The 26,165-nt window shown below is 67.5% G+C and carries 26 protein-coding genes and 1 pseudogene; 13 read left to right on the top strand and 14 right to left on the bottom strand.

Going from position 1 to position 26,165, the window contains the following annotated elements:
* Positions 1–46: 46 nt before the first annotated feature.
* Both LYSCAS_RS13170 and LYSCAS_RS13165 read right to left on the bottom strand, forming a co-directional pair.
* On the bottom strand, positions 47–850 hold the full coding sequence (locus tag LYSCAS_RS13170) for a DUF5694 domain-containing protein (RefSeq protein WP_213434482.1): 804 nt from the start codon (positions 848–850) through the stop codon (positions 47–49).
* Positions 851–945: 95 nt separating this feature from the next.
* Positions 946–1,311: a hypothetical protein gene (locus LYSCAS_RS13165; RefSeq protein ID WP_213434481.1), complete on the bottom strand. Its 366-nt coding sequence runs from the start codon at positions 1,309–1,311 to the stop codon at positions 946–948.
* Positions 1,312–1,666: 355 nt separating this feature from the next.
* Between LYSCAS_RS13165 and LYSCAS_RS13160 the strand changes: the two genes are divergently transcribed.
* The 4 genes from LYSCAS_RS13160 (at position 1,667) to LYSCAS_RS13145 (ending at position 5,988) form a co-directional block, all read left to right on the top strand.
* On the top strand, positions 1,667–3,718 hold the full coding sequence (locus LYSCAS_RS13160; RefSeq protein WP_213434480.1) for a hypothetical protein: 2,052 nt from the start codon (positions 1,667–1,669) through the stop codon (positions 3,716–3,718).
* Entirely contained in the window at positions 3,709–5,235 is a 1,527-nt protein-coding gene (locus LYSCAS_RS13155) for a hypothetical protein (RefSeq protein ID WP_213434479.1), read from the top strand. The genes LYSCAS_RS13160 and LYSCAS_RS13155 overlap by 10 nt, the downstream gene beginning before the upstream one ends.
* Complete coding sequence (locus LYSCAS_RS13150; protein WP_213434478.1) at positions 5,229–5,450, top strand: hypothetical protein; 222 nt, start codon at positions 5,229–5,231, stop codon at positions 5,448–5,450. The genes LYSCAS_RS13155 and LYSCAS_RS13150 overlap by 7 nt, the downstream gene beginning before the upstream one ends.
* Positions 5,451–5,544: 94 nt before the next feature.
* Complete coding sequence (locus LYSCAS_RS13145; protein ID WP_213434477.1) at positions 5,545–5,988, top strand: hypothetical protein; 444 nt, start codon at positions 5,545–5,547, stop codon at positions 5,986–5,988.
* On the opposite strand, the gene LYSCAS_RS13140 is transcribed toward LYSCAS_RS13145, so the two are convergent.
* A complete protein-coding gene (locus LYSCAS_RS13140; protein ID WP_213434476.1) occupies positions 5,989–6,381 on the bottom strand; it encodes a cupin domain-containing protein in 393 nt (130 codons plus the stop codon). It abuts the gene before it with no gap.
* A 114-nt stretch (positions 6,382–6,495) separates the two neighbouring features.
* On the opposite strand from LYSCAS_RS13140, the gene LYSCAS_RS13135 reads away from it, so the two are divergent.
* The 3 genes and pseudogenes from LYSCAS_RS13135 to LYSCAS_RS16045 all read left to right on the top strand — a co-directional run bounded on the left by LYSCAS_RS13135 (position 6,496) and on the right by LYSCAS_RS16045 (position 7,908).
* Entirely contained in the window at positions 6,496–6,792 is a 297-nt protein-coding gene (locus LYSCAS_RS13135; RefSeq protein WP_213434475.1) for a hypothetical protein, read from the top strand.
* Positions 6,732–7,406: pseudogene (locus tag LYSCAS_RS16190) on the top strand (alpha/beta fold hydrolase); the annotation flags it as partial. The gene LYSCAS_RS13135 and the pseudogene LYSCAS_RS16190, both read left to right, overlap by 61 nt.
* Before the next feature lie 205 nt (positions 7,407–7,611).
* Positions 7,612–7,908 (top strand): hypothetical protein, encoded by a 297-nt coding sequence (locus LYSCAS_RS16045; protein WP_213498439.1) that lies wholly within the window; start codon positions 7,612–7,614, stop codon positions 7,906–7,908.
* Positions 7,909–7,917: 9 nt separating this feature from the next.
* Here LYSCAS_RS16045 and LYSCAS_RS16040 read toward each other — a convergent pair whose 3' ends face one another.
* The 3 genes from LYSCAS_RS16040 to LYSCAS_RS13120 form a co-directional block, all read right to left on the bottom strand.
* Positions 7,918–8,112 carry a hypothetical protein gene (locus LYSCAS_RS16040; RefSeq protein WP_213498438.1) on the bottom strand — a complete coding sequence of 65 codons (195 nt, stop codon included), beginning with the start codon at positions 8,110–8,112 and terminating at the stop codon, positions 7,918–7,920.
* Between the two features lie 80 nt (positions 8,113–8,192).
* Positions 8,193–8,537 (bottom strand): zinc ribbon domain-containing protein YjdM, encoded by a 345-nt coding sequence (locus LYSCAS_RS13125; RefSeq protein WP_213434473.1) that lies wholly within the window; start codon positions 8,535–8,537, stop codon positions 8,193–8,195.
* A 34-nt stretch (positions 8,538–8,571) separates the two neighbouring features.
* Entirely contained in the window at positions 8,572–9,264 is a 693-nt protein-coding gene (locus tag LYSCAS_RS13120; protein WP_213434472.1) for a DUF3108 domain-containing protein, read from the bottom strand.
* A gap of 46 nt (positions 9,265–9,310) precedes the next feature.
* Here LYSCAS_RS13120 and arsC point away from each other — a divergent pair, with 46 nt between their 5' ends.
* Genes arsC through LYSCAS_RS13105 form a run of 3 tightly spaced genes read left to right on the top strand, consistent with a single transcriptional unit; the run spans position 9,311 to position 11,444 of the window.
* The gene (gene arsC, locus LYSCAS_RS13115) at positions 9,311–9,667 is read left to right on the top strand and encodes an arsenate reductase (glutaredoxin) (protein ID WP_213434471.1); all 357 of its coding nucleotides are present in this window, start codon (positions 9,311–9,313) and stop codon (positions 9,665–9,667) included.
* A gap of 24 nt (positions 9,668–9,691) precedes the next feature.
* Positions 9,692–10,447 carry a bestrophin-like domain gene (locus tag LYSCAS_RS13110; protein WP_213434470.1) on the top strand — a complete coding sequence of 252 codons (756 nt, stop codon included), beginning with the start codon at positions 9,692–9,694 and terminating at the stop codon, positions 10,445–10,447.
* A gap of 19 nt (positions 10,448–10,466) precedes the next feature.
* A complete protein-coding gene (locus LYSCAS_RS13105; RefSeq protein ID WP_213434469.1) occupies positions 10,467–11,444 on the top strand; it encodes a hypothetical protein in 978 nt (325 codons plus the stop codon).
* Positions 11,445–11,450: 6 nt separating this feature from the next.
* On the opposite strand, the gene LYSCAS_RS13100 is transcribed toward LYSCAS_RS13105, so the two are convergent.
* Genes LYSCAS_RS13100 through LYSCAS_RS13090 form a run of 3 tightly spaced genes read right to left on the bottom strand, consistent with a single transcriptional unit; the run spans position 11,451 to position 14,948 of the window.
* Positions 11,451–12,215: a COG4705 family protein gene (locus LYSCAS_RS13100; protein WP_244858543.1), complete on the bottom strand. Its 765-nt coding sequence runs from the start codon at positions 12,213–12,215 to the stop codon at positions 11,451–11,453.
* Positions 12,212–13,018, bottom strand: coding sequence for a phosphatase PAP2 family protein (locus LYSCAS_RS13095; protein WP_213434468.1), 807 nt, complete (start codon positions 13,016–13,018; stop codon positions 12,212–12,214). Before LYSCAS_RS13095 ends, LYSCAS_RS13100 begins: the two co-directional genes overlap by 4 nt.
* A 4-nt stretch (positions 13,019–13,022) precedes the next feature.
* Positions 13,023–14,948: an LTA synthase family protein gene (locus tag LYSCAS_RS13090; protein WP_213434467.1), complete on the bottom strand. Its 1,926-nt coding sequence runs from the start codon at positions 14,946–14,948 to the stop codon at positions 13,023–13,025.
* 93 nt (positions 14,949–15,041) lie between these two features.
* Between LYSCAS_RS13090 and LYSCAS_RS13085 the strand changes: the two genes are divergently transcribed.
* Genes LYSCAS_RS13085 through LYSCAS_RS13075 form a run of 3 tightly spaced genes read left to right on the top strand, consistent with a single transcriptional unit; the run spans position 15,042 to position 17,593 of the window.
* Positions 15,042–15,713: a response regulator transcription factor gene (locus tag LYSCAS_RS13085; RefSeq protein WP_213434466.1), complete on the top strand. Its 672-nt coding sequence runs from the start codon at positions 15,042–15,044 to the stop codon at positions 15,711–15,713.
* Positions 15,710–16,912: a sensor histidine kinase gene (locus LYSCAS_RS13080; RefSeq protein ID WP_213434465.1), complete on the top strand. Its 1,203-nt coding sequence runs from the start codon at positions 15,710–15,712 to the stop codon at positions 16,910–16,912. The genes LYSCAS_RS13085 and LYSCAS_RS13080 overlap by 4 nt, the downstream gene beginning before the upstream one ends.
* A gap of 3 nt (positions 16,913–16,915) precedes the next feature.
* The gene (locus LYSCAS_RS13075) at positions 16,916–17,593 is read left to right on the top strand and encodes a GNAT family N-acetyltransferase (RefSeq protein WP_213434464.1); all 678 of its coding nucleotides are present in this window, start codon (positions 16,916–16,918) and stop codon (positions 17,591–17,593) included.
* Positions 17,594–17,599: 6 nt separating this feature from the next.
* On the opposite strand, the gene LYSCAS_RS13070 is transcribed toward LYSCAS_RS13075, so the two are convergent.
* The 5 genes from LYSCAS_RS13070 to LYSCAS_RS13050 all read right to left on the bottom strand — a co-directional run bounded on the left by LYSCAS_RS13070 (position 17,600) and on the right by LYSCAS_RS13050 (position 25,869).
* A complete protein-coding gene (locus LYSCAS_RS13070) occupies positions 17,600–18,268 on the bottom strand; it encodes a hypothetical protein (RefSeq protein WP_213434463.1) in 669 nt (222 codons plus the stop codon).
* A gap of 77 nt (positions 18,269–18,345) precedes the next feature.
* Positions 18,346–19,311, bottom strand: coding sequence for a YihY/virulence factor BrkB family protein (locus LYSCAS_RS13065; RefSeq protein WP_213434462.1), 966 nt, complete (start codon positions 19,309–19,311; stop codon positions 18,346–18,348).
* A 37-nt stretch (positions 19,312–19,348) separates the two neighbouring features.
* Positions 19,349–20,977 carry an FMN-binding glutamate synthase family protein gene (locus LYSCAS_RS13060; RefSeq protein WP_213434461.1) on the bottom strand — a complete coding sequence of 543 codons (1,629 nt, stop codon included), beginning with the start codon at positions 20,975–20,977 and terminating at the stop codon, positions 19,349–19,351.
* Between the two features lie 20 nt (positions 20,978–20,997).
* The gene (locus LYSCAS_RS13055) at positions 20,998–22,278 is read right to left on the bottom strand and encodes a nucleotide sugar dehydrogenase (RefSeq protein ID WP_213434460.1); all 1,281 of its coding nucleotides are present in this window, start codon (positions 22,276–22,278) and stop codon (positions 20,998–21,000) included.
* 108 nt (positions 22,279–22,386) lie between these two features.
* Positions 22,387–25,869, bottom strand: coding sequence for an inverse autotransporter beta domain-containing protein (locus LYSCAS_RS13050; protein WP_213434459.1), 3,483 nt, complete (start codon positions 25,867–25,869; stop codon positions 22,387–22,389).
* Between the last annotated feature and the right edge of the window lie 296 nt (positions 25,870–26,165).

Here is a 26,165-nt window from a genome sequence, read left to right as displayed (position 1 = left end):
ACTGGCCGACACATTACCGCGCCGATCGCCCGGTCGCTCGGGCGACCTACTTCGGCAAGTAATCGTTCGCCTCGACCAGCTCGACGCCCGGCGTTTCCACGATGCACTGGCGCAACAGATACGCGTGCCCTTCGCCGAAGAACACCACCGCGCGCCCGCCTTCCGGCAGCGCCTGCAGCAGCCGCGCGCAGATCGCGAGGTTGCGCGCATACCACGCACCGACCAGGCGGGCGCCGGGCTGCGTGTCGCCGTCGCCGTAGCGCAGCATGTCCATGTAGAAGCCATGGTTCTTGAGCGCGCGCGGGGGCGCGTTCATGTAGCGCAGCACCGAGCCGATGCTGCCCTCGCGCACGCGCTGGCTGAGCACCTGCACTTCCTTGCCGGCGCCGGCCAATGCGGCGTCCAGGCGCGGCGACATGGCGTGGGTCTTCGCGTAGTCCTTGACCGGATCGAACGGGAATTCGCCCGGCGCATCGATGCCATGCACGCGCGGCAGCTTGCGCAGCGCCGCCAGGCGGAAGCCCAGTTGCACGACCTCGTTGCGCGAAGGCGGCAGCTTGTCGGCGCGGAAGCTTGCGTACTGCTCGTCGGTCGTGGCCGACGGCCACTCCACCATGACTTCGGTCGGCGCGAACTTCGCGAGTGACGCGGCGACGTCGGCCAGTTCCGCCTGGCGCTTCTTTGCCAGCACGTCGTCGACCTGCACGTTGAAGACATCGCGCCCCGGATTGTCCAGGTGGAACGTGCCGACGATCATGACTTTCGTCGGCGCGGGTTTCGGGGCCGTTTGTGCCGTGGCACTGCCGACGGCGATCAGGGCGACAAGCAGGACAACCAATCTTGCGGACATGGGGAGGATTCCTGCAGGTCGGACAGGCGGCGAGATCTTACCGCCGCCGACGCGCCGAAGCGCGCGCCATGCTCATCAGTGGAAGCGACTACGCCTCAAGCCTGCAGCCCGTAATACGTCGCGTATTGCCCCGCGATCCCGAGCACGCCGTAGCCGATCATCGCCACCAGAAAAACCGCACTGGCGACGAAGCCGCCCTTGGCGCCGCGCGAACGGAAGAAATAGATGGGCAACGCGACGATCGCCAGGAGCACGACGCCGACGTCGAGGAACGGCGTGCGCCCAATCCCGCGCTGGTTCGCATCGAGGCGATACCAGGCGAACATCAGCACCACGCCGACCAGCGTGGCCGCCAGCGTCGAAGGCGGCATGAATTGGCCCGGATAGAAATACTGATCCACCGCGCCCGACGCGAATCCAACGACCGCCAGCGCGATCAGCACCCAGCTCTTGTAGCCCACGGACCTCTCCCCTGGCGGCACGCGCCGACGCGACAGCCTAACGCAACGGACTTCCCGAACGCCCCGCACCCGACACCGCGACCTTGCGCGTCGCTAGCTGACACCCCGCGTCAACCGGACGCCTACCCGATTGCGTCCACCTGTGCATTGCATCGCAACTTGCGCATCGCGCGGCTTTCCTTGTCGTGCCGATCTGGAGAGAATCCCCCCCGCTGGCGGCCTGCATCCGCGCCAGACCATCGACGGCGTGCGTGTCTGCCGTGGGGCCGATGGTGTCGAGCAAACGAATCGCCCTTGGCGCAAGCCACGGATCGGGGCGAGTCGCACGACATCCATTGCCTACGGGGAGCGTCACGTGAACGCGTCTATCGCAAAATCGCTGGCCGCCGTGCTGGCCAGCGCTGCATTGCTGGCGGCCTGCAACGCCAAACCGGCGCAGCGCGCGCAACCGAAAACACCCACGCCCGCGACGGCCAGCGCCGTGGCCACCGCCGCCAAGCCCTCGCGCACGATGCGCACCGGCCGCAACCAGGCGCCCGTCCCGGTCGTGCCCACCGGCTTCACCGGCCAGGATTTCCCGGGCCTGCGCGAGTCGCGCACGCTCGCGAACTGCGATCCCGCCGATCCCGACAACGCCAACTTCAACACCACCGTCATCGACGTCGGGCCTGGCGCTGCGATCACCAGCCTGGCCAACGTGCCGTGGGAATCGCTGTCGCCGCACACGATGGTGCGCGTGCTGCCAAAGTCGACGCCGTACAACGAGCGCATCTTCATCGTCACCAGCGACATCAAGGTGTGCGGCGTGCGCGACGCCAACGGCGCGCGCCCGAAGATCAACGGCATCGGCGCGCGCGTGCGCAACAGCAGCGCGCTGCAAAGCCTGATCGGCACGCCGGCCGAGGAGTATTCGACGGTCAACCGCGGCATCGTGGCCATCGCGCGCGACAGCGGGATCCGGAACATCGCGGTCGAAGGCCTCAACCTGACCGGCGCGATGCTGCCGCCCTACTCCGGCGCCAGCCACGCGGCCGGCTACATCGGCATGGACAACCTGTCGCACCTGTACAACACGCACACCGGGTGCCTGTACGTGTCGCGCGCGCAGAACGTCACCCTGCGCGACAACGAGTTCGCGTTCTGCCCGGTGGGCGTCTACGTGATCAGCCGCGGCCTGGACTACGGCGGCGACCATTACCTCACGCGCAACTTCCTGCTGGAGGCCAACTGGTTCCACGACAACGGGCTGGTCGACGACTACAACGTGCACCAGGCCTACATCCAGGGCGTCAACTTCGTCGTCCAGTACAACTACTTCGGCAACCCGATCCGCTACGACATCGACGGCAGCGGCACCATCGACAACGACGAGGCCTCCAACGGCAACGACCTGAAGATGCGCACCGTCGGCGAACTGGTGCGCTACAACTACTTCGAGAACGGTGCGCACACGATCGACCTGATCGACATCGAGGACTTCCGGCCGTCGGTGTTCCCGTGGTTCTTCAACCTGCTGGCCGACCAGAGCCCGGGGTCAGTGACGCCGGCGCTGCGCGCGCAGATGGAACGCGACTGGGAGAAGTACGACGCCGGCAGCTACATGTACGGCAACATCTTCCGCCGCGATTCGAAGGTGCACGTGCAGACGATGGGCGCCTCGATGGTGCACTTCGGCTCGGACAACAGCCCGATCGACGGACGCCGCGGCAAGTTGTGGTTCTACTTCAACACCGTGCTGACCGAGTTGAACAAGAACACCAGCGCGGGCGCCGCGACGTTGTTCTCCTGCTGCCTGGACAACGCCAACTCGTGGGACTTCTACGACGGCCACCTGGTGCTGGACGCCAACAACGTCGACTTCCACATGATCGCCAACGGCAAGGACTACGGCGTGATCCGACGGCGCACGCCCGAGGCATTCTGGGGGCGCTACGTCGCCGTCAACAACGCCGTGCAGGTCACCAGCGCCACCGGCACGCTGACGAACGCACAGCCCTTCCACTGGAACACCTACAAGGGCGAGCAGATCGAGTTGCGCCGCAACTTCGTCACGAACAACTGGAACCAACCGTTGTGGGGCGGCTATCCGACCCCCGGGTATGGCGACAACGAAGTCGAGCTCGACGAGTTCACGTATCCCGGCGCCAACGTCGCGCACCACGTGACCGGTGCCGCCAACCTGCTCACGGGCGGCAGCCTGGCGCTGAGCGCGACGACGGCCACGCCGCTCGTGGGCAGTGCGTTGTGCAACCAGGCGGTTGCATGGACGGACGACATCCCGGCCGCGGTGCGCCCGAATTACCAGGTGCGCCTGCAGGACAACGGCGCTGGAGGATGGACGCCCGGTGTCCTGGTGGTCACGGCACGGACCGCGCACACGACGCTGGGAGCGAACCAATGCAACTGATGCCGACCTTGCGCGGCGTGTCGTGCACGCTCGCGATCGCCACCCTCGCCGCCTGCCCCAGCCGTGAGACACCGCGGCCGACGCCTGCGCCCGTCGCCGCACCACGCATCGCGGGCGCGGCACCGGCGACCGCTGCGCTCAAACCGCCGCGCACGATGCGCACGGGCGGCCGGCAGGCGGCGATCGCGGTGCCCGCCGCGCAAGTCGTCGGCGCCGGGATCGGCGGCAACGGGTATCTCGATTACGGCTGCATCAACGATGCGACGCGGCCGTCGGGCTGGAGCATCCTGTTCGTCCGCGCGGGCGCCACCGGCACAGGCACGAAGGCGAACCCGTACGGCACGATCGGCCAGGCCATCACCGCGGCGGGCAGCACGCGCACGGTCGTGTGCGTCGCCAACGGCAGCTATCGCGAGAACGTCAACCTCGGCATGCAGCGCCGGCACATCCTGGTGGGCGGCTTCAACAGCGTGTTCACCGCGCGCGATCCGCTCGCCTGGCCCGCCACGGTCACGCCCGCCAACGCCGACGATCACGTGATCCACGCCGAGGCGCCGATCGACCTGACGATCGACGGCTTCGTGGTCACCGGCAGCAACGATCGCGGCATCGATGTCACGACCTGGGACGCCAACGAACGCATCACGCTGCGCAACAACCACGTCCACCACAACGGTTGCACCACGCCGACGGCGCGCACCGACTGCGGCGGCATCGAGGCGGGCGGCGGCCGGACGGTCGCGCTGGAAATCGCGAACAACCTGGTCGAGGAAAACGGCGGCGGCCACCACGGCGGCGGCATCAACATCGGCGGCGCGACGGAGACGCTGGGCTCGATCGACCAGGCCACCGGCGCCAACGATGGCTTCGGCACGGTGCTCACGATGACGGGCCTGGTCGCGAACGTGCACCACAACATCATTCGCAACAACCGCCTGTACGAACCGTCGTTGCCGCACGGCGCGGGGTTGGCCATCGGCATGAACGGCGACGTGCACCACAACGTGTTCTTCGGCAACGACACGGTGTCCGACGGCGACCACTACGGCGTGGGCGCGGGCCTGATCGGGCAGCACGATCGCGGCGGCGCGGCGTCGGTGGCGCTGCTGGTCGTGCGCAGCAACTGGTTCGAAGCCAACCGCACGACGAAGGCCGGTTCGGCGATCTTCCTCGACCAGTACAACGTCGGCTACGTCTACAACAACGTGGTGGTGCGCAACTTCGGCACGGGCGCGATCCTGGTGGACGGCAACTGCGGCGACACGTGCACGGGGCCGAACGGCAACAACGGCCGCAACTTCGTGACGATCCTCAACAACACGGTGGCGGACAACGAAGGCGCGGGCCTCGCGGTGCAGGACAGCACGGCGCACGTGTACTTCAACATTTTCTGGCACAACCACGACGCGGACGTGGGGGCGACATCGCCTCGATGGGCGGTTCGCCGGGCGCGGACAACCGGATCCGCGGCGCGCACAACATCATCAGCATCGATGCGGCGGCCTTCCCGATGCTGACGGATTCGGCCAGCGGCGAAGGGTTGCCGACGTTGTTGCGCGCGGATTACCACCTGGCCGATCCGGGCAACGCGCTGCATCCGTTCCAACCGGACCAGCAGTTCGTCCCGGCGATCGTGCTGCCGACGGCGCTGGTGGCGCCGGCGGATGATTTCGACGGACTGGCGCGGCCGGACGGCAGCGGGCGTTACCTGTACGGGGCGTTCGGCCGCTGAGCGGCGCGATGGCGGCACGGGACGCAACCCTGTGCCGCCTTTGCGAATCCATGGGGTACGCTTTCGTCCAGCCCTCCAGGCGCCCCCGGCCTCCATGCAGTTGCGCGTCCTCGTGTTCGCCGCCGTGCTCCTCGCCCTCGCGCCCCTGGCGCGGGCGGCCGACATTGCGAGCACGAAACGCAAGGACGGCACGACGATCGTGCTCACCGACGACATGCCCGGCGCATGCAACCGGCTCAATTTCCACGGCGGTGCGCGCATGGTCCGCGGCAAGACCGTGCAACGCGCGTGCTGGACCTTCGACTGGAAGCAGCGCGTGTTCACCGTGATGCCGCTCACCGCGCGCAAGACCAGCAAGACCCTGCTCACCGGCATCGCGCAGGCGCTGGGCGTGGAGAAGGAAGCGGCGTGGATCGAACAGCACATGCAGGGCGACGACGCCAACAAGGTGTCGCTGCCGGCGCAGGCGTTCACCTGGTACGACAAGAAGGCGAAGCCGACGGCGTCGCGGCGCACCACGGCGCCGCGTCGGGCCTGATCATCGGTCTGGCGCCAGCATGAGGACCGGCTTGCCCTTCTCGACGACGTAGGTCGCCAGCTCCGTCGCTTCCACCTTCCCGACGTTCTTCGCCGAATGGATGGTGCCGGCCGGGATGAACAAGGCTTCGCCGGCCTTCAGCGTGCGCGGTTCCTCGCCATCGAACTGGTACTGCAGCGTGCCCGTCAACACGTAGGCCACCTCCGCGCCCGGATGCGAGTGGCGCCCGAACGCAGCGCCCGGCGCGAACGCGACGCGTACCTGGATGAGTTCGCGGCCGGGAATTTCCAGGTCGTTTCGGCCGACGTCGATGCGCGTGATGCCGGCTTGTTGCGCGAACGTTGCGGGCGCGAGGAGCGCAGCGGCGAGAAGCACGATCCGGATGTGTTTCATGGAAAACCTCGACGCATGGACATCGAGGGCAAACGCACCAATGCCCTTGCACTGGCCATGGGCATGGGGTCGGCGTTCAGTGCATCATCGCCGGCAGGGATCCGGGGAACGCCGATGCACATCCAGGAAAGGCTGCTCGCATCGCCACGGCGGCGGTTCTACGTGGCATGCCTCGGCGCCGTGGCGCTCGGCTATGTCACCACGATCGCCACGCCGAACATCGCGCGCTTCCTCGTGCCCGCAGGCCTGGTCGTCGCATTGGCGTGGGTGCTGCGGGCGCACGTGCAGCAGCATGGGGGCGGATCGGGACGCCTCGTGATGGCCTGGGCCGGGACGTTGCTCGCGCTGCTGTGCTGCACGCTGATCGGCCTGGGCATCGCCATCGCGCAGCAGACCGGGTTCCGCGACTGAGCGGTGCCGCCGCCAATCCGCTGCACCTGATCGTGCTGCCCGGCCTGGACGGCACCGGGGCGCTGCATGGCGATTTCCTGGTTGCGCTGGACGGTGCGTTCTCGTCGACGCGGGTGATCGCGTATCCGACGGATCGCTTCCTCGACCACGCTGCACTCGAAGCGTTCGTCCGCGATGCGCTGCCAGCCGAAGACCCCTTCGTGCTGCTGGGCGAATCGTTCTCCGGGCCGATCGCGCTCGCAATTGCAGCAAGCCAGCCCGCGAACCTCGCGGGCCTTGTGTTGTCGACGACGTTCGCTCGGTTTCCGACGCGCGTCCTGAGCGCCTTGTCGCCGCTCCTGCCGATCGCGCCGGTGCACCACGCGCCGCGGGCGTTGTTGCGCTGGTGGTTGCTGGGCGATGACGCAACGCCCGCACAGATCCATGCGTTGTCGACCACGTTGCAGCGTGTCGCACCGACGGTGTTGCGTCGCCGCAGCCACGCCGCCTTGCGCGTGGATGCCTCGGCGCACCTGGATCGAATCCGCGTCCCGACGCTCTACCTGCGTGGCCGCCGCGACCGTCTCGTTTCGCGCGCAGCCGGCGAATCGCTGCGTACGTCGCTCCCCGACTGCACGTTGGTTGACATCGCCGGCCCGCACCTGTTGTTGCAAGCCGCCCCCCCAGGCCTGCGCGCGCGCAGTCATCGACTTCGCGCGACGCCTGCCCGCCTCGCGCAGGATTGCCTGATCAAGGATCGAAAGAAGCGGCCGTGCCGCCGCGTCAAAGCCTTCATCACGCATGCGCCCCCCACACTGTCTGGGCCCCCCCGGAGGACGCATGCCCCCGAACCAGCCGTGCCCCAACTGCAGCGCGCAGTCCATTTCGCGCCGACGCATCCTGTTCTCGCGCGGGTTCGCCGACCAGTGCGACCGCTGCGGCGCGGTCGTACGCCTGCGCCCGTCGTGGACGCGCTGGCTCGCCGCGCTCGCGCTCGGTGCGCTGGTGTTGTGGCTCGCGGTCGCGCAATGGCACTGGTCGCACTGGGCCGGTGTGCTCGTCGCGCTGTTCGCCTCGGTGGTCGCTGCGTGGACGTGGCTTGCGGTGGCCGACGTGCCACTCGACGTGCGCCACTGACCGCGCGCCTCAGGCCGTCTCCGAATCCGTCGCCGGCGAGGCCGCCACGCGTGCTCGTCGCACGTCGAGCACGCCCCGCCCGACCCAGAACAGGCCGAGCGCGTCGAACACGACGCTGAGCACGCTGAAATCCCCGAGGAACACGGAGCGCCCGTTGAACAGGCCGATCGCGATGATCAGCGCGCCCCAGAAAAAGTTGTGCATGGATCCCCCAAGCGGCCCCCCGCCGCAGGGCCAGCTTACGGTCATGCCGCGATGCAGCAGGGCCTGCCTCGGCCGCGGGCTCAGGCCTTGCGCAGGAACTGCGTTTTCAGGACCAGGCCCTTGATCTTGTCGGAGTTTCCTTCGATGTGGTCCGGGTCGTCCGCCACCAGGCGGATGCCCTTGATCACCGTGCCCTGCTTGAGCGGGATCGACGATCCCTTGACCTTCAGGTCCTTGATGACGACCACCGTGTCGCCGTCGGCGAGCACGTTGCCGTTGCTGTCGCGCACGACGGCGGACGCGCCCGCCTCCGCGTCCTGCGCATCGGCCGCCCACTCGAATCCGCAGTCGGCGCAGACGTAAAGCGCGCCGTCTGCGTAGGTGTTGTCGAGCGAGCATTGCGGACAGGCGGGAACGGCGGGCATGCGTTGGACTCCGGGGGACGCGCGGATTATCCGCCTACTTCGTCGCCGCTTCGAACGCCGCGCACGACGGGGCGAGCGCCTGTCCGAACGGACCGGCGGTGTAGCCGAGTTCGATGCGCGGCTTCGCGCCGATCAGGTACTCCGCCTGCGACCCCGTCGGCCCCGCCTGCAGCACGATCGCGTGGCGCTTGCCCAGCGGCGTGTCGATGTCGCGTTCGCCGGTGACCTTGATGTCGAACGTGCCTTCGCCCTTGTCGTACTGGAAGAACGGGATCGCGTATTCGTCCCCCGCGCGCAGCGGGAGCGCGGCGAACATCAGGCCGAACAGGTTGCCTTCCCACACGGGCTTGGCGAGCGGTTTGTTCGACGTCGTTTCCTTGCCCGCGTCATCCCAGCGCATTTCGGTGACGCCGGTGCCGGCGTACACATCGCGCACGTGCGGCTTGCCGAAGCGCGTGTTGGTGACTTCGAACGGGCGCAGCGTCTTCGCATCGAGGACGAACACATCGCGCATGTCGAACTTCGCGCCCATGCGCTGGTGGACCACGATCTCGATCGCGGGCTTGCCGGCGTGCGTCGTCCGCTCGAGCGACTGGAAGGTATGGCCGACCACCTGGGACGCGCCGTCCTTCGTGGCGGTGAGCGCGTAGCACCAGGTGCCTTCGGGGAGGCGCGTGGCGTCGGGGGTGGCGGTGGACAGGGCGGCGGCGAGCGCGATGGCGAGCATGGGGGAGGCCTGTGCAGGGGGCGGCTGGGGCTTTTACTATGCCGGCATGAAATCCGGCACGCGGTATTACCACAACCCCCGGTGTTCCAAGTCGCGCGGCGGCCTGGTGCTGCTGGCCGATCGCGGGATCACGCCGCAGACCATCGAGTACCTCCAGCAGCCGCCCTCCGTGAAGGAACTCCGCGAGTTGCTGGTCATGCTCGCCCTGCCCGCGCGCGGCCTGATGCGCACCGGGGAGACGGTCTACAAGGAGCTCGGCCTCGCCGATCCCGCGTTGTCGGAAGACGAGCTGCTCGAAGCGATGCACGCCAACCCCATCCTCATCGAACGTCCGATCTTCGTGCACGAAGGCCGCGCGGTGATCGGGCGGCCGGCCGAAAACGTCCTGCAGTTGCTGGACTGACCCGCCCACGGAGGGCGCCCGCGCATGCTGACGACCCTCGCCATCGCCCTGTCCTTCATCGTGCTGGCGTTCCTCGCGGCGGCGTTGCCGTCGGCGTTCATGCGGCGGCGTTACGGGCACGAACAACCGGCGGAAACGCGCGAGCTCGGACGCGAAGTCACCGCGCGCATCGGCGTGCTGCACGGGTTGATCCTCGGGCTGGTGTTCGGGCAAGTGGTGGCGCAGGACAACGACCTGCGCAACGGCATCCAGGCCGAAGCCGCCGCGGTCGAACAGGTCTGGTACGACGCTGCGCGCTACGGCGGTGCGCCGCAGTTGCAACGCGCCGCCGAGGCCTACATGCACGCGGTGGTCGAGCGCGACTGGCCGCGGCAGCAAGCGCAGGCGCAAGTCAGCGATGAAGGCTGGCGCGCATGGCGCACGATGCTCGACGCCTCCCTCGCGCTGGAACCCGGCAATCGCCGGCAATCCCTGCTCGCGAGCTCCATCCACGCAGAAGTGCTGCAGATCCAGCGCCTGCGCCAGGTGCGCGGCTACCATTCGGCCGCGTTGCCGTTCGAGTTCTGGTTCGCGGCGATCGTGGGGCTGGTGCTGATCGGTGCGGTGATGTTCGTGCACCAGGCCGATCGCAAGCACCTCGCGCTGGTGGGTGCGTATTCCACGTACGCGGGGCTGGTGCTTTTCATGATCTGGGACTTGTCGCAACCGTACAAAGGCATGATCGGCATCGGTCCGGAGGCGTTCGTGCAGGCGCTGGAATCGATTCGTTCGGGTATCTAGGACTCCACGGGGGAAGGCGATGGAACGGCAGGGGATCGCGCGGCGCGCAGGCGTCGTGCTGCTGGTGGCGTTACTGGCGGCGACGGGGGCGATGGCGGCGGAAGACAAGGCGCAGGACGCGAAGGACGTCCCGTTCCTCGGCGGCATGCTGCGCGAATCGCACATCGTCTATCCGCTGAAGGTGGGCGACTGGGGCTTCGTCGGCGAGCATCGCTACGACGACCAGGCCGCGGGCGTGTCGGTGCGCTTTGCGCGCCAGGGCGACAACGCGGGCTGGATCGACGTGTACTTCTATCCCGTGGGCGTGGTGTCGGACGACGACCTGCCGAAGTTCGCCGAGATGGAACGCCGCACGCTGGAAGACACGTGGCTCAGCAAGACCGGCACCGGCGACATCAAGCCGTTGGCGACGTCGGTCGTGAAGCGCAAGGTCAACAAGGACACGAACGTCCCGATCACCACGTTCGCCACCGATTTCGAATACACGTACGAAGGCCAGCATCGCAACTCCGCGATGGTGGTGGCGGTGGATCGCCTGTACGCGATCAAGTTCCGCTACAGCGCGCTGGCCGACCACGCCTCGCGCAACGAGGTGCGCCGCGACATCGAAGCCTTCGCCCACACCCTGCTCCCGACGCTGGACATCGGCAGCAGCGGTGCGTGCTGGGATCCGCCGCCGATCGAAGTGCTGGCGGCGGATGCACCGGATCCGGAGGACGGCGTGCTGGCCACCACGAAGGTCGACGATGTCGTCACCACGTTCGCGATGCGCGACCGCGTGCTGACGCGGCGCAGCCAGGACGATCCGTCGGCCACGCTGATGCAGATGATGGTGATGAGCATGACGGGCCGCCTCTACGACGGCTGCACGGGCAAGGACTCGCAGTTGCCCGAAGTGCCCGAAGGCATGCGCGAAGTGCGCTTCGAATATCGCGCGCCGGATGCTGCGCCGTTGCAGGCCGAACCGATGCGCGCCCGTCGCGCGGGCGTTGGCTGACGCGGATCAGGCCGACGCGGTCACGCGCGCCGGCTTCTGCGGCAGCAGCAGGATCATCGCGACGATCGCCACCAGCAACACGGCCGACGCGGTGTAGCGACTCAGGTCCAGCCCGCCCTTGGCGACGGGCTTGTCGAGGAAGTCCCCCACCACCGCGCCGAGCGGCCGCGTGAGGATGAAGGCCGCCCAGAACAACGCGGTCTTCGACACCTGCGTGCGCAGGTGCAGGAACAGCACGACCAGCAACGCCGCGCCGAACACCACCGCCGCGCCGAGATATCCGAACCCCGCGGTATCGGCGAGCCAGTCGCCGAGCGCGGTGCCCAGCGTCTGCGAGAACATGATCGTCATCCAGTAGAACAATTCCGACGGCGTGTCGCCGACGCTTTCCACCGACACCGAGCCCAGCGTGCGCCGCCACGACCACAACGATGCCAGCAACAGCGCGAGCAGCAGCGCGGTCCCGCCCGCGTAGCCGATGCCGAGCGAGCGGTCCGCGAAATCGGCGAGCGTGGTGCCCACCGTCGTGCTGGCGACCACCGTGGTCCAGTACAGGAAGGGATGGAATTCGCGCGCGCGGATCTGCCAACCCACCGCGACGGCGAAGATGGTGGCGAAGATCGCCGTGCCGACCAGGTACCCCAGGCCCATCGACATCGTGACGGCATCGCCGCCCGTTTCGCCGAGCGTGGTGGCGAGGATCTTGATCAGCCAGAACCCCGCGGTGACGGCGGGGACCTTGGCGACGGCATTGCGCATCGTGTCGTTCAAGCGGTTTCGTCCTCGGGGGCGCCGATCAAGGTGTCGGCGTGGGCGGCGCGTGCACGCGGCGGCGGCGTGAGGCCGGCTGCGCGCCACGCCGCGGACAATGCGAATTCAACGCCGATCGCGACGAGCAATCCGGCGCACGCCGCGGCGAACACATCGGTCGGCCAATGCACGCCGAGGACGAGGCGCGATGCGCCGACCAACGCGACCCAGGCCACCGCGAGCCACAGCGCGAGCGTGCGGTGCGCCGGCCACGCGCGGCCGATGACGAGGCACGCCGCGGTGGCGATCGCCGCGGTTTCGAGCGTGTGGCCGCTGGGGAAACTCGAGCCCCAGTACCACTGCGTGTCCCACAGCGTGGGACGCGCACGGTTGAACGCGCCCTTCGCGAGATAGACCACCAGCGCCGCGGCGAGCGCCGTGGCTGCGACCTGCATGGCATCGAAGCGACGCCCGCCCAACGCCAGCACGACCGTCACGAACGTCACGACGGGCAGCAGGAACGTCGCCGAGCCGGTCAGCGTGATCGCACCGAAGGCCTGGACCATCCACGCCGGCACGACGCGATGCACGCCCAGCAACACCGCCGAATCGAAGGCCTTGCTGCCGCCGCCGATCGCTTCTTCGCTGATCTGCGCCAGCACGACGCCGGCGAGCAGCAGCAATATCCAGAACAGGCGCCGCGCCGTGAACGCCTTCGACCACGTCGGCCGCAAGCGGCTCGCCAGGCCCAGCGCCACGTACAGGCCCAGCACGATGCAGAGCAGTTCAGCGGTTTCGTCGAGCCATCCGGGCATCGTGGTCATTCGCCTATTGCGCCGTGCGCATCAGGCCGTTCTTGTACCGGTAGGCCGCCGTCTCGTAGAAGCTGATCGCTTCCAGCGTCGCGCGCGGATCCTCCGTTTCCACCGGCTGGCCCTGGTCGAGCACGAACGACGGCCTCACCGTGTCCACCTTGCGATGCGGCCCGAGTTGCACGAGGCGATCCCCGTGCAGGTAGCCGAGCAACTGGTAGGTGCCGACGAACGCGCGTGCCTGCGAGGGATGGCGCTGGAACACGTCCAGGCCGTAGAACTGGCTGTCGTAATCCATGCCCAGCAAGCCGAGCAGCGTCGGGCCGATGTCGATCTGCGACATGCGCTCGGTGAAGTGCGCGGGCGCGATGTGCTTCGGCGCGTAGACCCACATCGGGATGTGGTAGCGGAACACCGGCAGCGCGGCCTTGCCCGCGCTGGAGGCGCAATGGTCGGCCGTGATGACGAAGATCGTGTCGTTGAACCACGGCCTGGTGCGCGCACGGCGCAGGAAGTCGCCGATGGCCCAGTCCGTGTAGGCCACCGCGCTGTCGCGCTTGCCCTGCGGCCACGGGCCGCGGCCGGTGGGGAACGTGTACGGACGATGGTTGGACGTCGTCATGATGTGCGCGAAGTACGGCTTGTGCGCCGCGTACGCGCGATCGAAGCGGTCGAGCGTGAGCGTGTACAGGTCTTCGTCGGCGACGCCCCAGATGTTGGCGGCGTGGACCTTGTCCTTCGGGATGTCCTGGCGGTCGTGCACGTCGTAGCCGTTGGCGCCGAAGAACGCGTTCATGTTGTCGAAGGCGCCGTAGCCGCCGTAGAGGAACTCCGACGTGTAGCCCTTCGCGTTGAACACGTGCGCGAGCGAGAACAGGCCTTCGTTGTTCTCTCGCTTGACGATGGATTCGCCCGGCGTCGGCGGCACCGACAGCGCCAGCGCTTCCAGCCCGCGCACGGTGCGCGTGCCGGAGGCGTAGAGATCGTCGAAGACCAGGCTGTCCTTCGCGATCGCATCCAGCTGCGGCGTGAGCGACGGCACGCGGCCGTAGGTGCCGGAGAATTCGGCCGACAGGCTTTCGACGCTGATCAGCACGACGTTGAGGCGGCGTTCGGGCGCTTCGTTGTGGATGCGGCGGGCGATGCCGGTTTTCTCGTCGAACACCGCGTCGGGCGTCGACAACGCATCGCGCACGACGGCGAACGCTTCGGGCAGCGGCACGGTGCGGTAATAGCGGTCGTAATCGAGCGACGCGCTGCGGTACGCGGCGAAGAACTGGTAGATGCCGTTGCCGGCCAGTTCGTTGACGTAGGTGTTGGCGGTGCGGTCCTTGAGGTCGCCCGTGACCACCCACGTGCCAAGCACCGTGAGCACCAGCCACACCGCGACCACGCGGGTGCGTTCGCCGAAATGGGCGGTGTCGTGGCGCACCATGCGCCAGCGCCGCGTGGCATGGAACAGCACGCCGCCCAGCAGGGCCAGGCCCGCCAGGATCCAGCCGACGGGATAGGACTCGCGGATGTTGCCGATCACTTCGTTGGTGTAGACGAGGTAATCGACCGCGATGAAGTTGAAGCGCGACTGGAATTCCTGCCAGAACGTGCCTTCGGCGATCGCGACGAACAGGATCCCGAACAGCATCGCCAGGCACAGCGTCCCGACGAGGATCGTGCCGGACCGGTGCGCCAGCCAGCGCCGCGGCAGCAGCCACAGCACCAGCACCAGCGGCCAGGCCAGGTAGACGAAGGCGAGCATGTCGTAGCCCAGCCCCACCCCGAACGCATACAGCCACAGGCGCGGATCGGCGGGCACGCCGGCGCCGGTGTAGACCAGCAGCCCCAGGCGCGTCAGGGCGCAGAGGGCGAGATACCCGATGCCGAACCAGGCCAGCGGGCGGAATCGTTCGTACAGGGGATGGGCGTGGTGGGCGTGCGTCTGCATGCCGCCATGCTCCGGCCGGGGCCGTAATCGATCCTCAGCGCTGTCTCAGGATTCCGTTAACCTGTGCGCGGCGTCCGCCATTAGGCTTCGCGCATGCACGTCCTGCTCATCGAAGACCAGCACGACATCGCCGCCAATCTCTGGGATTTCCTGGAACGGCGCGGGCACGTCGTGGACCATTGCGCCGACGGCGCGAGCGGCCTGGCGCGCGCGCTGGCCGGCGGATTCGACGCGATCGTGCTCGACCTGGGCTTGCCGAAGCTCGACGGGCTCGACCTGTGCCGCCAGCTCCGCGCGGCGGGCCACGGCGTGCCGGTGCTGATGCTGACGGCGCGGGATACGCTCGATGACATCGTGCGCGGCTTCAACGAAGGCGCGGACGATTACATGGTCAAGCCGTTCGCGCTACGCGAACTCGAGGCGCGGCTCAACGTGTTGCACAAGCGCGCCACGCCGTCCGCGGGCGTGCCACCGAACGTCGGCGGCCTGGCCTACGACCAGGGCGCGATGGCCGCCGTGCGCGAAGGCCGCCGCATTCCCTTGTCGCGTTCGCAGGGCGCGCTGCTTGCGACGCTGCTGCGCAACGCGCCCAACGTGAGCACGCATGCGCAATTGATGCGCGCGGCCTGGGGCAACGAAGACGCCGGCGACCTTGCGGCCCTGCATACCCACATCCATGCGTTGCGTGCGCTGGTCGACCGGCCCTTCGGGACCGCGTTGATCAAGTCGGTGCGTGGCGTCGGTTATCGCCTGGAGGCCGGATGAGCGACGCACCCCCCCGCGTGCCGATGTCGTTGCGACGACGCGTGACGCTGGCGACCACCGCCGTTGGCTTCGCGCTGTCGCTGCTGTTCTCGCTGGCCGTGGACACGGTGACCGAGGATTACGAGCACATCATCGCGGGCGAAATCCTGCAGGGCCAGGCCGACGACTACGGGCTGCGCCTGGCGAACCATTTGCCGGCCACGCTGCCGCAGACGCATCGGTTGAGCGGCTATCACGTGGATTCGCCGGACATGCCGCCGGCGCTGCTGTCGAAGGGCCCCGGCGTGCACGAACTGGAAGATGGCGTCCATGTCGGCGTGTTCGATACGCGTGCCGGGCGGCTGGCGTTCGTCATCGACCTGCGCGACATCGAGCAACTCGAACGCCACCTGCGCATGTTCCTCGCCGCGATGATCGTGGTCGGCACGGGGCTCGCGGGCTGGCTGGGGTGGATGTTGTCGGGCTCCGCGCTGCAGCCGCTCGCGCGGCTGGCGGCCGGCGTGCATGCCCTGCCCGTCCGGCCGGTGCGTTCGCACCTGGCCGAAGGCGTGAGCGACGACGAGCTCGGGGAAATCGCGCACGCGGTCGATGCGTACCAGGGCCGCCTGGTCGAAGCCGACGAACGCGAGCAGGCCTTCCTCGCCGATGCGAGCCATGAATTGCGCACGCCGATCACCGTGGCGCAGGGCGTGGCCGAAGTGATGCTGGATGCACCGACGCACGCGAACGGCGACCTTGCCCGCTTGCAGCGCCTGCAACGGGCGTTGCAGGACATGAGCGGGTTGCTGGAATCCTTGCTGGGCATCGCGCGGCGCACGCCGTTGACGATGGAGTCGCTGGACCTGCGCGTGCTGATGCACGAGGCGGCGGACGCGGCATTCGCCGGGCGGCCGGCGGCACCGGAAGTGGTCATCGATGCCGAAGGCGTGTTGCGGGCGCCGCGCCGCGAGGCCTTGCTGCTGATGCGCGGGTTGATGCGCAAGGCCGCGACCGCCGGCGGCGTGTTGCGCGTGCATGCCGACGCGACGGGCTTCCGGATCGACGGCGCCGGCAGCAGCACGACCGATGCGTCCGCGCGCAGCGACCGCGGCGGTGCCGGCGCGTTGCTCGATCGCCTCGCGCAGCGCCTGGGCTGGACGGTGCATGACGAAGCCGCCGGTGCGGTGCGCCTGGACTGGTCGTCGCCTGCGACGGAGTGAACGATGGCCGACGACCTCGACCAACCGATTTTTTCGGCGCTGCATTCGATCCATCGCGACCTTGCGCTGCGCGCTCCCGGTGCGATGCGGTATCCGCCGGAGGTTGCGCCGTTCTTCGCCGTCGATGACGCCGGCACCGATGCGAGCGAAGCGATTGCGACGTTGCTGGCGCCGGCGGAAACCGTGTTGCTGCTCGGCATCGCACCGCGGCGGCATGACGGGGCGTACCTGCACGCGTTCGCGCAGCTCGCGCAGATGGTGTGCGAGGCGCCGCTGGAGGCCGTCGATGGGCCGGAGATCCTGCCGCTCGGCCAAGCGCATCGCCAGGACGTGCTGGACCTCACCGCGCTCGTGTATCCGCATTACTTCCGCCCGCGCACGATGGACATGGGGCGGTATTTCGGGATCTATCGCGACGGGCGCCTGGCCGCGATCGCAGGCGAGCGCATGGGCTCGGGCACGTCGCGCGAAATCAGCGCCGTGTGCACGCACCCGGATTTCCTCGGGCACGGCTACGCACGGCGCCTGATGGCGATGCTGACCAACGACCTGCTGGCGAAAGGCCTGCGCCCGTTCCTGCACGTGAGCCACGAGAACACGCGTGCGAAATCGATGTACGAACGCATCGGCTTCCGCACGCGGCGGGACATCGGGTTCTGGTCGTTGCGGCGGGATGGCTGAGGCGCGTTATTCGATCATTCGACGGACCATGAACAGGCCCTGCCCCGTCGCGCGCAGCGAGGCCTCCGAGCCCAGGCCGCACCACTGGTTGTCCGACGGCGCGTTCTGCCAGCGATACACCGAAGGCACGCGGTCGTACCCGTTGTTGGAGAAGATCAGGCACGCCGTCGGGTTGAGGAAGGGCTTGAGCGGCGAGTCGGTGACCGTCCAGCTGCCGGTGACCAACCAGATCGACGAATTGCTGCCGTGGATCGGATCGCAGCCCCGCGCCGTGAAATAGACATCCCCGGTCGCGCGGTCGTAGTGCAGGCATTCCCCCGATCGCTGGTTGACGATCACGTACGCGCGTTCGCCCTGCTGCCCGAAGAAGCCCGCGTCGTTGAGGCGATACACGGCCTGGCCGTTGTCGAGCAGTTGCTGGCGCGTCTGGAACTGGCACCACCCGATGTCGCCCTGTGGCATGTTCCACAGGAAGCGTTCGGGACCGCCGTTGCCGTTGTTGCCGTGGATGAGGCAGTAGCCCGCGGCGGGCTTGGCGCCGATATGCGTCCAGTCAACCTGGATCGTGTAAAGGCCCGGATCGAGCTTGCCGTATTGCGCCCATGCGAGGGCGGGCGCGGCGAGGAGGCCACCGGCAGCGATGGCGAGCAGAAGCATGCGGGGATCGCGGGTCATCGGACCTCTCCTTGGTGGGATGCCCGATGGATTGAATGCGAGTGGGTGCGCGCGTCGCTAGGCGATCGGTCTCGACATCAGGACGACACGACGCGCGACGGACGCACCTTGGCTTTGGTCGTCGCGCGCAACCTGGCGCGTTCGTCCACCACCGCCGTGAGCAATGCGCCGCCGAACACGATCAGCGCGGCGTAGTACATCCACACCAGCGCGAGCACCAGCGTGCCCATCGACCCGTACGCCGAACCGGGATCGGCCTGCGCGAGGTACCAGCCGATCGCCGCGCGCCCGAGCACGAACAGCAACGCCGTCGCCGCCCCGCCCTGCACCGCCCGCTTCCAGCCGACGGGCCGATCCGGCAGGTAGTGATACGTGAGCGCGAAGCCGATGGCGTAGATCAGCCACGCCGCGACGCTGGCCATCAGCGGCAGCATCCATTCCACGCGCGCGAAGGCGATCTGCAACACCGTGCTGACCGTCATCGACACCAGCAGCAGGAACCCCAGCGCGAACACCAGCCCCAGCGAGAACACGCGCTTGCGCAGCCACGCCATCAGGCCCGGCAGGTGCGTGGCGTCGGTGCGGAAGATGCGGTTGAGCACGTCCTGCAATTGCGCGAACACGGCGGTCGCGCCGATGAAGAGCAGCAGCACGCTCCACCAGCCCGCGATCGAACCGGTGTCGGGGCGTTGCGCGGCGTTGTCGACGATGGTGCGCGCCACCTTCTCGGCATCGGTGCCCACCAGCAACGCGATCTGCTGCATCAGCGCGTCCTGCGCGCCCGGCAGCAGCGCGCTCGTCAGCCACACGAGGATCAGCAGCAGCGGCGCGAGCGACAGCAAGGCGTACAGCGCGAGCGCGGCGGATTGCGACAGCAGGTCGGCGTCGATGAAGCGGCGCAGCAGCGCACCGGCCAGGCTGCCTTGCGCGCGGCGGATCAGGGCTTCGATCGCCGGCGCACGGACGCTCTTGCCGCTTTCGGCGCGGGGCGCGGTTTTCTTCTTCGTGGGATCGAGCTTGGTGGCGAGCTTCGGTTTGGCCATGGCGCGAGCATGGCCCGCGCGTGCGTGAATGCAGCGGCTAGACGGACTTGCCGATCCGCAGCGCGCTCACCTTCGCCGGCGCGGCGAAGCTGTCGCTGCGCGCTTCGGCCCAGAACTGCTGGAACACCGCATGGTCGGGGATGTGCGCCAGGAGTTCGCCGGGCTTGAGGAAGCGATACAGCGCAGCCAGCGAACGGACTTCGACCGGCGAGACGCGGCGCAGGATGTGTTCCGGGCCGAGTTCGCCGGGGTGTTCCAGGCCGGCGGCGCACAGCAGGTCGCGCAGCGCGTGCAAGGTGTTCTGGTGGAAGTTGTGCACGCGCGTGGCCTTGTCGGTCACGTCCAGGTGCTTCCAGCGGCGCGGGTCCTGCGTCGCCACGCCCGTCGGACAGCGGTCGGTGTGGCACGACAACGACTGGATGCAGCCCAGCGCGAACATGAAACCGCGCCCCGCGTTGCACCAGTCCGCACCCATCGCCATCGTGCGCGCGATGTCGAAGGCGCTGACGATGCGGCCGGCGGCGCCGATGCGGATCCTGTCGCGCAGGTCCAGCCCCACCAGCGTGTTGTGCACCAGCATCAGTGCTTCGTGCATCGGCACGCCGACGTGGTCGATGAATTCCGCCGGCGCGGCACCCGTACCACCTTCGGCGCCGTCGACGACGATGAAGTCCGGGAGGATCTGCGATTCGTGCATCGCCTTCGCGATGCCGAACCATTCCCACGCATGGCCGATGGCGAGCTTGAAGCCGGTGGGCTTGCCGCCGGAAAGGTTGCGCAGCCGATCGACGAACTGCAGCAGTTCCATGGGCGTGGTGAACGCGGTGTGGCGCGCGGGCGAAATGCAATCCACGCCTTCCTGCACGCCGCGCACCGCGGCGATCTCCGCGCTCACCTTCGCGGCCGGCAGCACGCCGCCGTGGCCGGGCTTTGCGCCTTGCGAGAGTTTCACTTCGATCATGCGCACTTGTTCGTGCGCGGCGCCGACCTTGAATTTTTCCTCGACGAACCTGCCCTCGGCATTGCGGCAGCCGAAGTAGCCCGAACCGATTTCCCACACGATGTCGCCGCCGTTCTCCAGGTGATAGGGCGACAGCGAGCCCTCGCCGGTGTCGTGGTAGAAGTGCCCGCGCCGCGCGCCTTCGTTCAATGCGCGGATCGCGGCGGCGGACAGCGCCCCCCAGCTCATCGCGGAGATGTTGAACACGCTGGCGGAGTACGGCTTCGGGCGGTCGGCGCCGATGTCGATGCGGAAGTCGTCGCTCGGGATGGCAGACGGGCGCATCGAATGGTTGATCCATTCGTAGTCCACGCCGTACACGTCCTGCAGCGTGCCGAAGGGGCGCGTGTCGTTGACGGACTTGGCGCGCTGGTAGACGAGCGCGCGTTCGAGGCGGGAGAACGGGGTTTCGACCGTGTCGGATTCGACGAAGTACTGGCGGATCTCCGGGCCGATGGATTCCAGGCCGAAGCGGAAATGCGCGAGCAGCGGGTAGTTGCGGCGCAGCGTGCTCTTCTTCTGCGCCAGGTCGATGGTGCCGAGGATCGACAGGCCCAGGAACACCGCGAACGCCCAGAGCCATTGCAGGTTGTGCCGCGCGTAGAGGCCGGTGACGACCATCGCGATGAGGCTGATGAGATACGCGGAGAAGCGGCTGAGCGACATCAGGACCTCATGGAGTTCGTTTACAACCGCGCGTCGACGGCATCCTTCGGGAACAGGCTCTTGATGTCGTAGTACACCGCGTTCGCGTGGCCCAGCCGGCGCAGGCCGTCGATGCCCAGCGCCTTGAACTCATCATGCGCCACGCAGATCACGACGGCGTCATAGGCGCCGGCCTCGGGCGTATCGACGAGGCGGATGCCGTACTCCTGCAAGGCTTCGTGGGCGCTGGCCCACGGGTCGTGGATGTCGACGGTGGCGCGGTAGTCCTCGAGCTCGCCGGCCAGTTCGACCACGCGCGTGTTGCGCAGGTCGGGGCAGTTTTCCTTGAACGTCAGGCCCAGCAGCAGGATGCGCGCGCCGGCGATCGTGAGGCCGCGCTGCACCATCAGCTTGATCACTTCGGCGGCAACCTGCTGCCCCATCGCATCGTTGATGCGGCGGCAGGCGAGCAGGATGTCGGGGTAGTAACCCGCGGCCTGTGCGCGCTGGATCAGGTAATACGGATCCACGCCGATGCAATGCCCGCCGACCAGGCCCGGGCGGAACGGCAGGAAGTTCCACTTCGTGCGCGCGGCTTCCAGCACTTCCGTCGTGTCGATGCCGAGGCGATGGAAGATCAGCGCGAATTCGTTCATCAGCGCGATGTTGACGTCGCGCTGCGTGTTCTCGACCACCTTCGACGCTTCGGCCACCTGGATGCTGGAGGCCTTGTGCGTGCCGGCGGTGATGATCGTCTGGTACAGCGCGTCGACGAACGTCGCGGTGTCCGGCGTGGAGCCGGCGGTGACTTTCGGGATGTTGGCCAGGCGGCGTTCGCGATCGCCCGGGTTGATGCGTTCCGGGCTGTAGCCGACGTGGAAGTCGTGGTTGAAGCGCAGGCCGGAGGTGCGTTCGAGTTCCGGCACGCAGATTTCTTCCGTCGCGCCCGGGTAAACGGTGGATTCGTAGATCACCACGTCGCCGCGCTTGAGCACGGTGCCGATCGAGCGCGAGGCGGAGATCAGCGGGCTGAAGTCCGGGCGCTTGTGTTCGTCGATGGGCGTGGGGACGGTGACGATGAAGACGTCGCGGTCGCGCAGCGCGGTGAGGTCGGAGGTGAAGCGGAGCTGCGTGGCCGCGGCGAGTTCGTCAGGCGTGACTTCCCGGTTGCTGTCCCCTGCCCCTTGCGTCAACGCCGCGATCCGGGATGGATCGATGTCGAACCCCAGCGTGTCGCTGCGGCGGCCGAAGGCCACGGCCAGCGGCAAGCCGACGTAACCCAGGCCGATGACGGCGATGCGTGCGGTGGTGGTGTCGCGCATGGAGGCCCCATTCCGGGAGGCGGAATGGGGCGGAGTCTCTCACGCGCAAGGTCCCTGCTCCAGCGTGGCAATGGACATCGGGCGGGCTGGAAGCGCGTGACCTCTTTTTCAGAACGGATAGAAGTCGAGCTGGAAGCCGGTCACCTGTATTTCGGCATTCATGTTCCCAGGGTTGACCCTGACTCGCCAGGTGCCGCCCGTCGCTTCGTTGACGTTGAATGTATAGGTCGCTCCTCCCACGACATCGATGAGGTGGTCGTGGCTGTAAACCGTGCCGTCCGGAGCGATGAGCTGGACGGCGGAGTAGTAGCCGTGCACGAAGTACCCTTCATTCCAGACCTGGACGGTGACGCGCCTGGCCACGGGGATCCTGGGGATATTGACGTTCATGGACGGGCCTGCGTCGCCGAATGTGTTGGCGGTAATTCTCCTCGCCGTCCAGGACGTCCATTGCGAATGCGGCACGTACACCTTGGAGCTCGCGCGCGCCAGGCCCTCGGCTGGCGTGCCCGTCGCGGAGCGCGGTGTGACCACCACTTCGACCTCGTACGTCATGGCCGCAGCTTGCACCGCGTACGTCGCGAATGCGTTGCCGCGACCCATCTTGAGGGTTGCATCGGTTTCCGGGATCCGCCACCTGTAGTTGGTGCCGCTCGTTGAGGTGTCCTGCCCATCGCCATCCACGTCCTGGTAGCCAGGGTTTGCAGTCAGCGTCTGCAAATAAATAGGCCTGCCGGTGATGGTTGGATTCGCGGTTGGCGCAGAGCCGGGACTGGTGACCGTGGCGGTCGGAGTACTCCAGACCTGGTCGCCCGTTCGCGTACCCGTTGCGCCGGTTGCGGAATTCGGAGTGACAACGAACAACAACTGGTGGCCGACATCCTCTGGTCGCACGACGTAGGTCGCGCCCGAGCCCACGGGGCAGAAGGTGTTGTGCTGGCACCACTGGATGGTCGTTCCGCTTTCCAGGTCGTTCTCGTCGTCGCGGTACTTGTGGATCGCACGCAGCGTCTGGCCGACCATCGGACTGCCTTCAATCCTCAGGTCGTACGCGACCGGCTTGGACGCAGGCACTGCGATCGTGGTGACCACGCTCCTGGCATTCGCCGGATCCGTGTTCGGCGTGCCCGACGCGCTCACCGGCGTGACTTCGAACACCAGCCACTTGCCTTGGTCGTCTGCAACGGGCGTGTACGTGCTCGCGGTGGCGCCACCGATCTGCACCTTGTTGAGCGTGCCGGCGGCGTTGTCGACGCGGTACCACCTGTAGGTGTGGGTGCCCGGTGGGTCGCTTTGTGCGTCCTGGTAGCCCTGCGGGTTGCCGGTGAGCACCGAGCCCACCTTCACCGTGCCGGTGATGGTCGGGTTGGTCATCGTCGGCGCGGTGCCGGCCACCACGGCGGTCTCCGCACTCCAGACCACGTTGCCCGTGCGCGTGGCCGTGGTGCCCGTCGCGGACTTCGGCGTGACGTTGAAGACCAGCTTGTGGCCAACGTCGGAGGCCTTCACCACGTACTCGGCGCCGGTGTTGTCGCCAATGCTGCAGCCCACGTTGCTGTGACACCACTGGAACGTCGTTCCGCTTTCCAGGTCGTTCTCGTCGTCGCGGTACTTGTAGAGCGCACGCAGCGTCTGGCCGACGATCGGACTGCCTTCGATGCTCAGGTCGTACGCGACCGGCTTGGACGCAGGCACTGCAACCGTGGTGACCACGCTCCTGGCATTCGCCGGATCCGTGTTCGGCGTGCCCGATGCGCTCACCGGCGTGACTTCGAACACCAGCCACTTGCCCTGGTCGTCTGCAACGGGTGTGTACGTGCTCGCGGTGGCGCTGCCGATCTGCGTCTTGTTGAGCGTGCCGGCGGCGTTGTCGGCGCGATACCACCTGTAGGTGTGGGTGCCCGGCGGGTCGCTTTGTGCGTCCTGGTAGCCCTGCGGGTTGCCGGTGAGGATCGAGCCCACCTTCACCGTGCCGGTGATCGTCGGGTCGGTCATGGTCGGCGCCGTGCCGGTCACAACGGCGGTCTCCGCACTCCAGACCACGTTGCCCGTGCGCGTGGCCGTGGTGCCGGTGGCCGACTTCGGCGTGACGTTGAAGACCAGCTTGTGGCCAACGTCGCTCGCCTTCACGACGTACTCGATGCCGGTGTTGTCGCCGATGCTGCACGTGACGCTGCTGCGGCACCACTGGAACGTCGTTCCGCTTTCCAGGTCGTTCTCGTCGTCGCGGTACTTGTAGAGCGCGCGCAGCGTCTGGCCGACGACGGCGTTGCCTTCGATGCTCAGGTCGTACGCGACCGGCTTGGACGCCGGCACTGCGATCGTGGTGACCTTGAAGGCCTCGAGACCCACGTTCGGCGTGCCCGTCGTCGCCTTCGGCACTACCCCGAACACCAGGAACTTGCCCTGGTCGTCGGCGGTGACGACATACGTCAGTGCGGTGGCGCTGGCGATGGCGACGCGGTTGGTGGTGCCGGCGGCGTTGTCGGCGCGGTACCACTGGTAGGTGTGCGTACCTTCCGGATCGTTTTCCGCGTCCAGGTAGCCCACTGCACCCGTCAGCGTCTGCTGCGACATCGGCACGCCGAACTTGTAGTTGAAGTTCAGCATCAGCTTCGTGTCGCTGGGGCCACCGATGGCCTTGTCGTGCTCCACGCTCACGCCGATCAACGGCACGGGCGACCACGCGATCTTCGCGCTCCACACGTTGGGGTTCTCGAGCGTGTTGCCGGTGCCGAACACATCGACGCGTTCGCCCTGCCACCACGTGCCCTTCAATGTGAGATCGAGGCCCGGCAACTTCGACGGACTGTAGGTGATGCCGAGGTCGTAACCACTCGCGGCGCGTTCCTGGATGTCGTCGTTGTCCTTGACGTCGTACCAGCTATCGGACAACGGCGCGTACGTGTTGGCGAACCACCGCGTGCTTTGCGTCGCGGCTTCCACGCCCACGCCCACGCGGTTGGCGCCCGCCTGGAAGTCGTGGTCGTAGAACACGTTCGCGCCGAACAACGCCTTCTTGTCCGGCGTGACGTAGCGATACACCAGGCCGACGTTGCCGGTCGGTCGATCCAGTTCGTTGTGGGCGCCCACCTGCAGCAGCCAGTTGTTGCCGATGCCCTCTCCGGACAGCACGCCGATGGTCTGCAGGTTGAAGTCCAGGCCGCCGTCCTCGCTCCACGACGCAGAACCGGTGAGGTTGCCGAGGAACGGATTGCCGCTGCTCTTCGCCGCCTGCACGCCCGCGGACAGGCCGGTGTTCACGACTTCCTGCACCACCTGGTTCTTGAGGTCCGGGGTGAGTGCGGTGCTGTTGTTCTGCGACGAGGCGACGAAGTTCTTCGCGACCGTCGTGGCCTTGGCCGCGGCGCTTTCGGCGAGCCTGCGGTTCGCTTCGGCTTCGGCCTTGCTCGTGTTGCCGCCGCCGATGTCCGGCAGCTTCGACTTGATCTTGTCGGTTTGCGCGCGCGATTTCGCTTCCAGCAACGCTTCGCGCTTCTTGCGCTCGTCTTCGGTGAGGACTTCGGATGAGGAGGTTTCGGCCTCGCCCGCCTTCGCCGTGGCGGCGCCGAGCGAAATGACCAAGGACACCGCAATCGCCTTCGCGATCCTCGTGGGAGTAATTCGATTGTTGCTATGTGACATTGGATGGCGCCCCCGCGCAGAAAGTGGGGCGCATTCTTCCGGCCGATTGCCTATCGAAGTAGTCGTCGCATTCCTGTGTCGGAGTACGAAACTTCCTCGCTAGACAGAAGAATCATGCGTGCATGTTCTCGGCTAGCGCGATGTGCGGCGGATTCGCAACACGCAGGTTCCCTGCGCATCCGTTGATAGCCGGATACGACGTTTCCTGCGGTTGCTGCGAATCCGTGTCGCACGTCGCGTGG

It is taken from the genome of Noviluteimonas caseinilytica (genome assembly GCF_018406605.1).
GTDB lineage: Bacteria > Pseudomonadota > Gammaproteobacteria > Xanthomonadales > Xanthomonadaceae > Noviluteimonas > Noviluteimonas caseinilytica.
The sequence above is the reverse complement of the archived record's forward strand: the minus strand, read 5'-3'. Positions and strand labels throughout refer to the sequence as shown.

Bases quoted from the DNA above. Each gene is read 5' to 3' on its own strand.
- LYSCAS_RS13150 (WP_213434478.1), top strand. From the start codon at position 5,229: ATGCTGACGGATTCGGCCAGCGGCGAAGGGTTGCCGACGTTGTTGCGC.
- LYSCAS_RS13075 (WP_213434464.1), top strand. From the start codon at position 16,916: ATGGCCGACGACCTCGACCAACCGATTTTTTCGGCGCTGCATTCGATC.
- LYSCAS_RS13170 (WP_213434482.1), bottom strand. From the start codon at position 850: ATGTCCGCAAGATTGGTTGTCCTGCTTGTCGCCCTGATCGCCGTCGGC.
- LYSCAS_RS13090 (WP_213434467.1), bottom strand. From the start codon at position 14,948: ATGCAGACGCACGCCCACCACGCCCATCCCCTGTACGAACGATTCCGC.
- LYSCAS_RS16040 (WP_213498438.1), bottom strand. From the start codon at position 8,112: ATGCACAACTTTTTCTGGGGCGCGCTGATCATCGCGATCGGCCTGTTC.
- LYSCAS_RS13120 (WP_213434472.1), bottom strand. From the start codon at position 9,264: ATGCTCGCCATCGCGCTCGCCGCCGCCCTGTCCACCGCCACCCCCGAC.
- LYSCAS_RS13155 (WP_213434479.1), top strand. From the start codon at position 3,709: ATGCAACTGATGCCGACCTTGCGCGGCGTGTCGTGCACGCTCGCGATC.
- LYSCAS_RS13055 (WP_213434460.1), bottom strand. From the start codon at position 22,278: ATGCGCGACACCACCACCGCACGCATCGCCGTCATCGGCCTGGGTTAC.
- LYSCAS_RS13140 (WP_213434476.1), bottom strand. From the start codon at position 6,381: ATGAAACACATCCGGATCGTGCTTCTCGCCGCTGCGCTCCTCGCGCCC.
- LYSCAS_RS13070 (WP_213434463.1), bottom strand. From the start codon at position 18,268: ATGACCCGCGATCCCCGCATGCTTCTGCTCGCCATCGCTGCCGGTGGC.
- LYSCAS_RS13085 (WP_213434466.1), top strand. From the start codon at position 15,042: ATGCACGTCCTGCTCATCGAAGACCAGCACGACATCGCCGCCAATCTC.
- LYSCAS_RS13135 (WP_213434475.1), top strand. From the start codon at position 6,496: ATGCACATCCAGGAAAGGCTGCTCGCATCGCCACGGCGGCGGTTCTAC.
- LYSCAS_RS13060 (WP_213434461.1), bottom strand. From the start codon at position 20,977: ATGTCGCTCAGCCGCTTCTCCGCGTATCTCATCAGCCTCATCGCGATG.
- LYSCAS_RS13125 (WP_213434473.1), bottom strand. From the start codon at position 8,537: ATGCCCGCCGTTCCCGCCTGTCCGCAATGCTCGCTCGACAACACCTAC.
- LYSCAS_RS13065 (WP_213434462.1), bottom strand. From the start codon at position 19,311: ATGGCCAAACCGAAGCTCGCCACCAAGCTCGATCCCACGAAGAAGAAA.
- LYSCAS_RS13110 (WP_213434470.1), top strand. From the start codon at position 9,692: ATGCTGACGACCCTCGCCATCGCCCTGTCCTTCATCGTGCTGGCGTTC.
- arsC (WP_213434471.1), top strand. From the start codon at position 9,311: ATGAAATCCGGCACGCGGTATTACCACAACCCCCGGTGTTCCAAGTCG.
- LYSCAS_RS16045 (WP_213498439.1), top strand. From the start codon at position 7,612: ATGCCCCCGAACCAGCCGTGCCCCAACTGCAGCGCGCAGTCCATTTCG.
- LYSCAS_RS13080 (WP_213434465.1), top strand. From the start codon at position 15,710: ATGAGCGACGCACCCCCCCGCGTGCCGATGTCGTTGCGACGACGCGTG.
- LYSCAS_RS13095 (WP_213434468.1), bottom strand. From the start codon at position 13,018: ATGACCACGATGCCCGGATGGCTCGACGAAACCGCTGAACTGCTCTGC.
- LYSCAS_RS13145 (WP_213434477.1), top strand. From the start codon at position 5,545: ATGCAGTTGCGCGTCCTCGTGTTCGCCGCCGTGCTCCTCGCCCTCGCG.
- LYSCAS_RS13105 (WP_213434469.1), top strand. From the start codon at position 10,467: ATGGAACGGCAGGGGATCGCGCGGCGCGCAGGCGTCGTGCTGCTGGTG.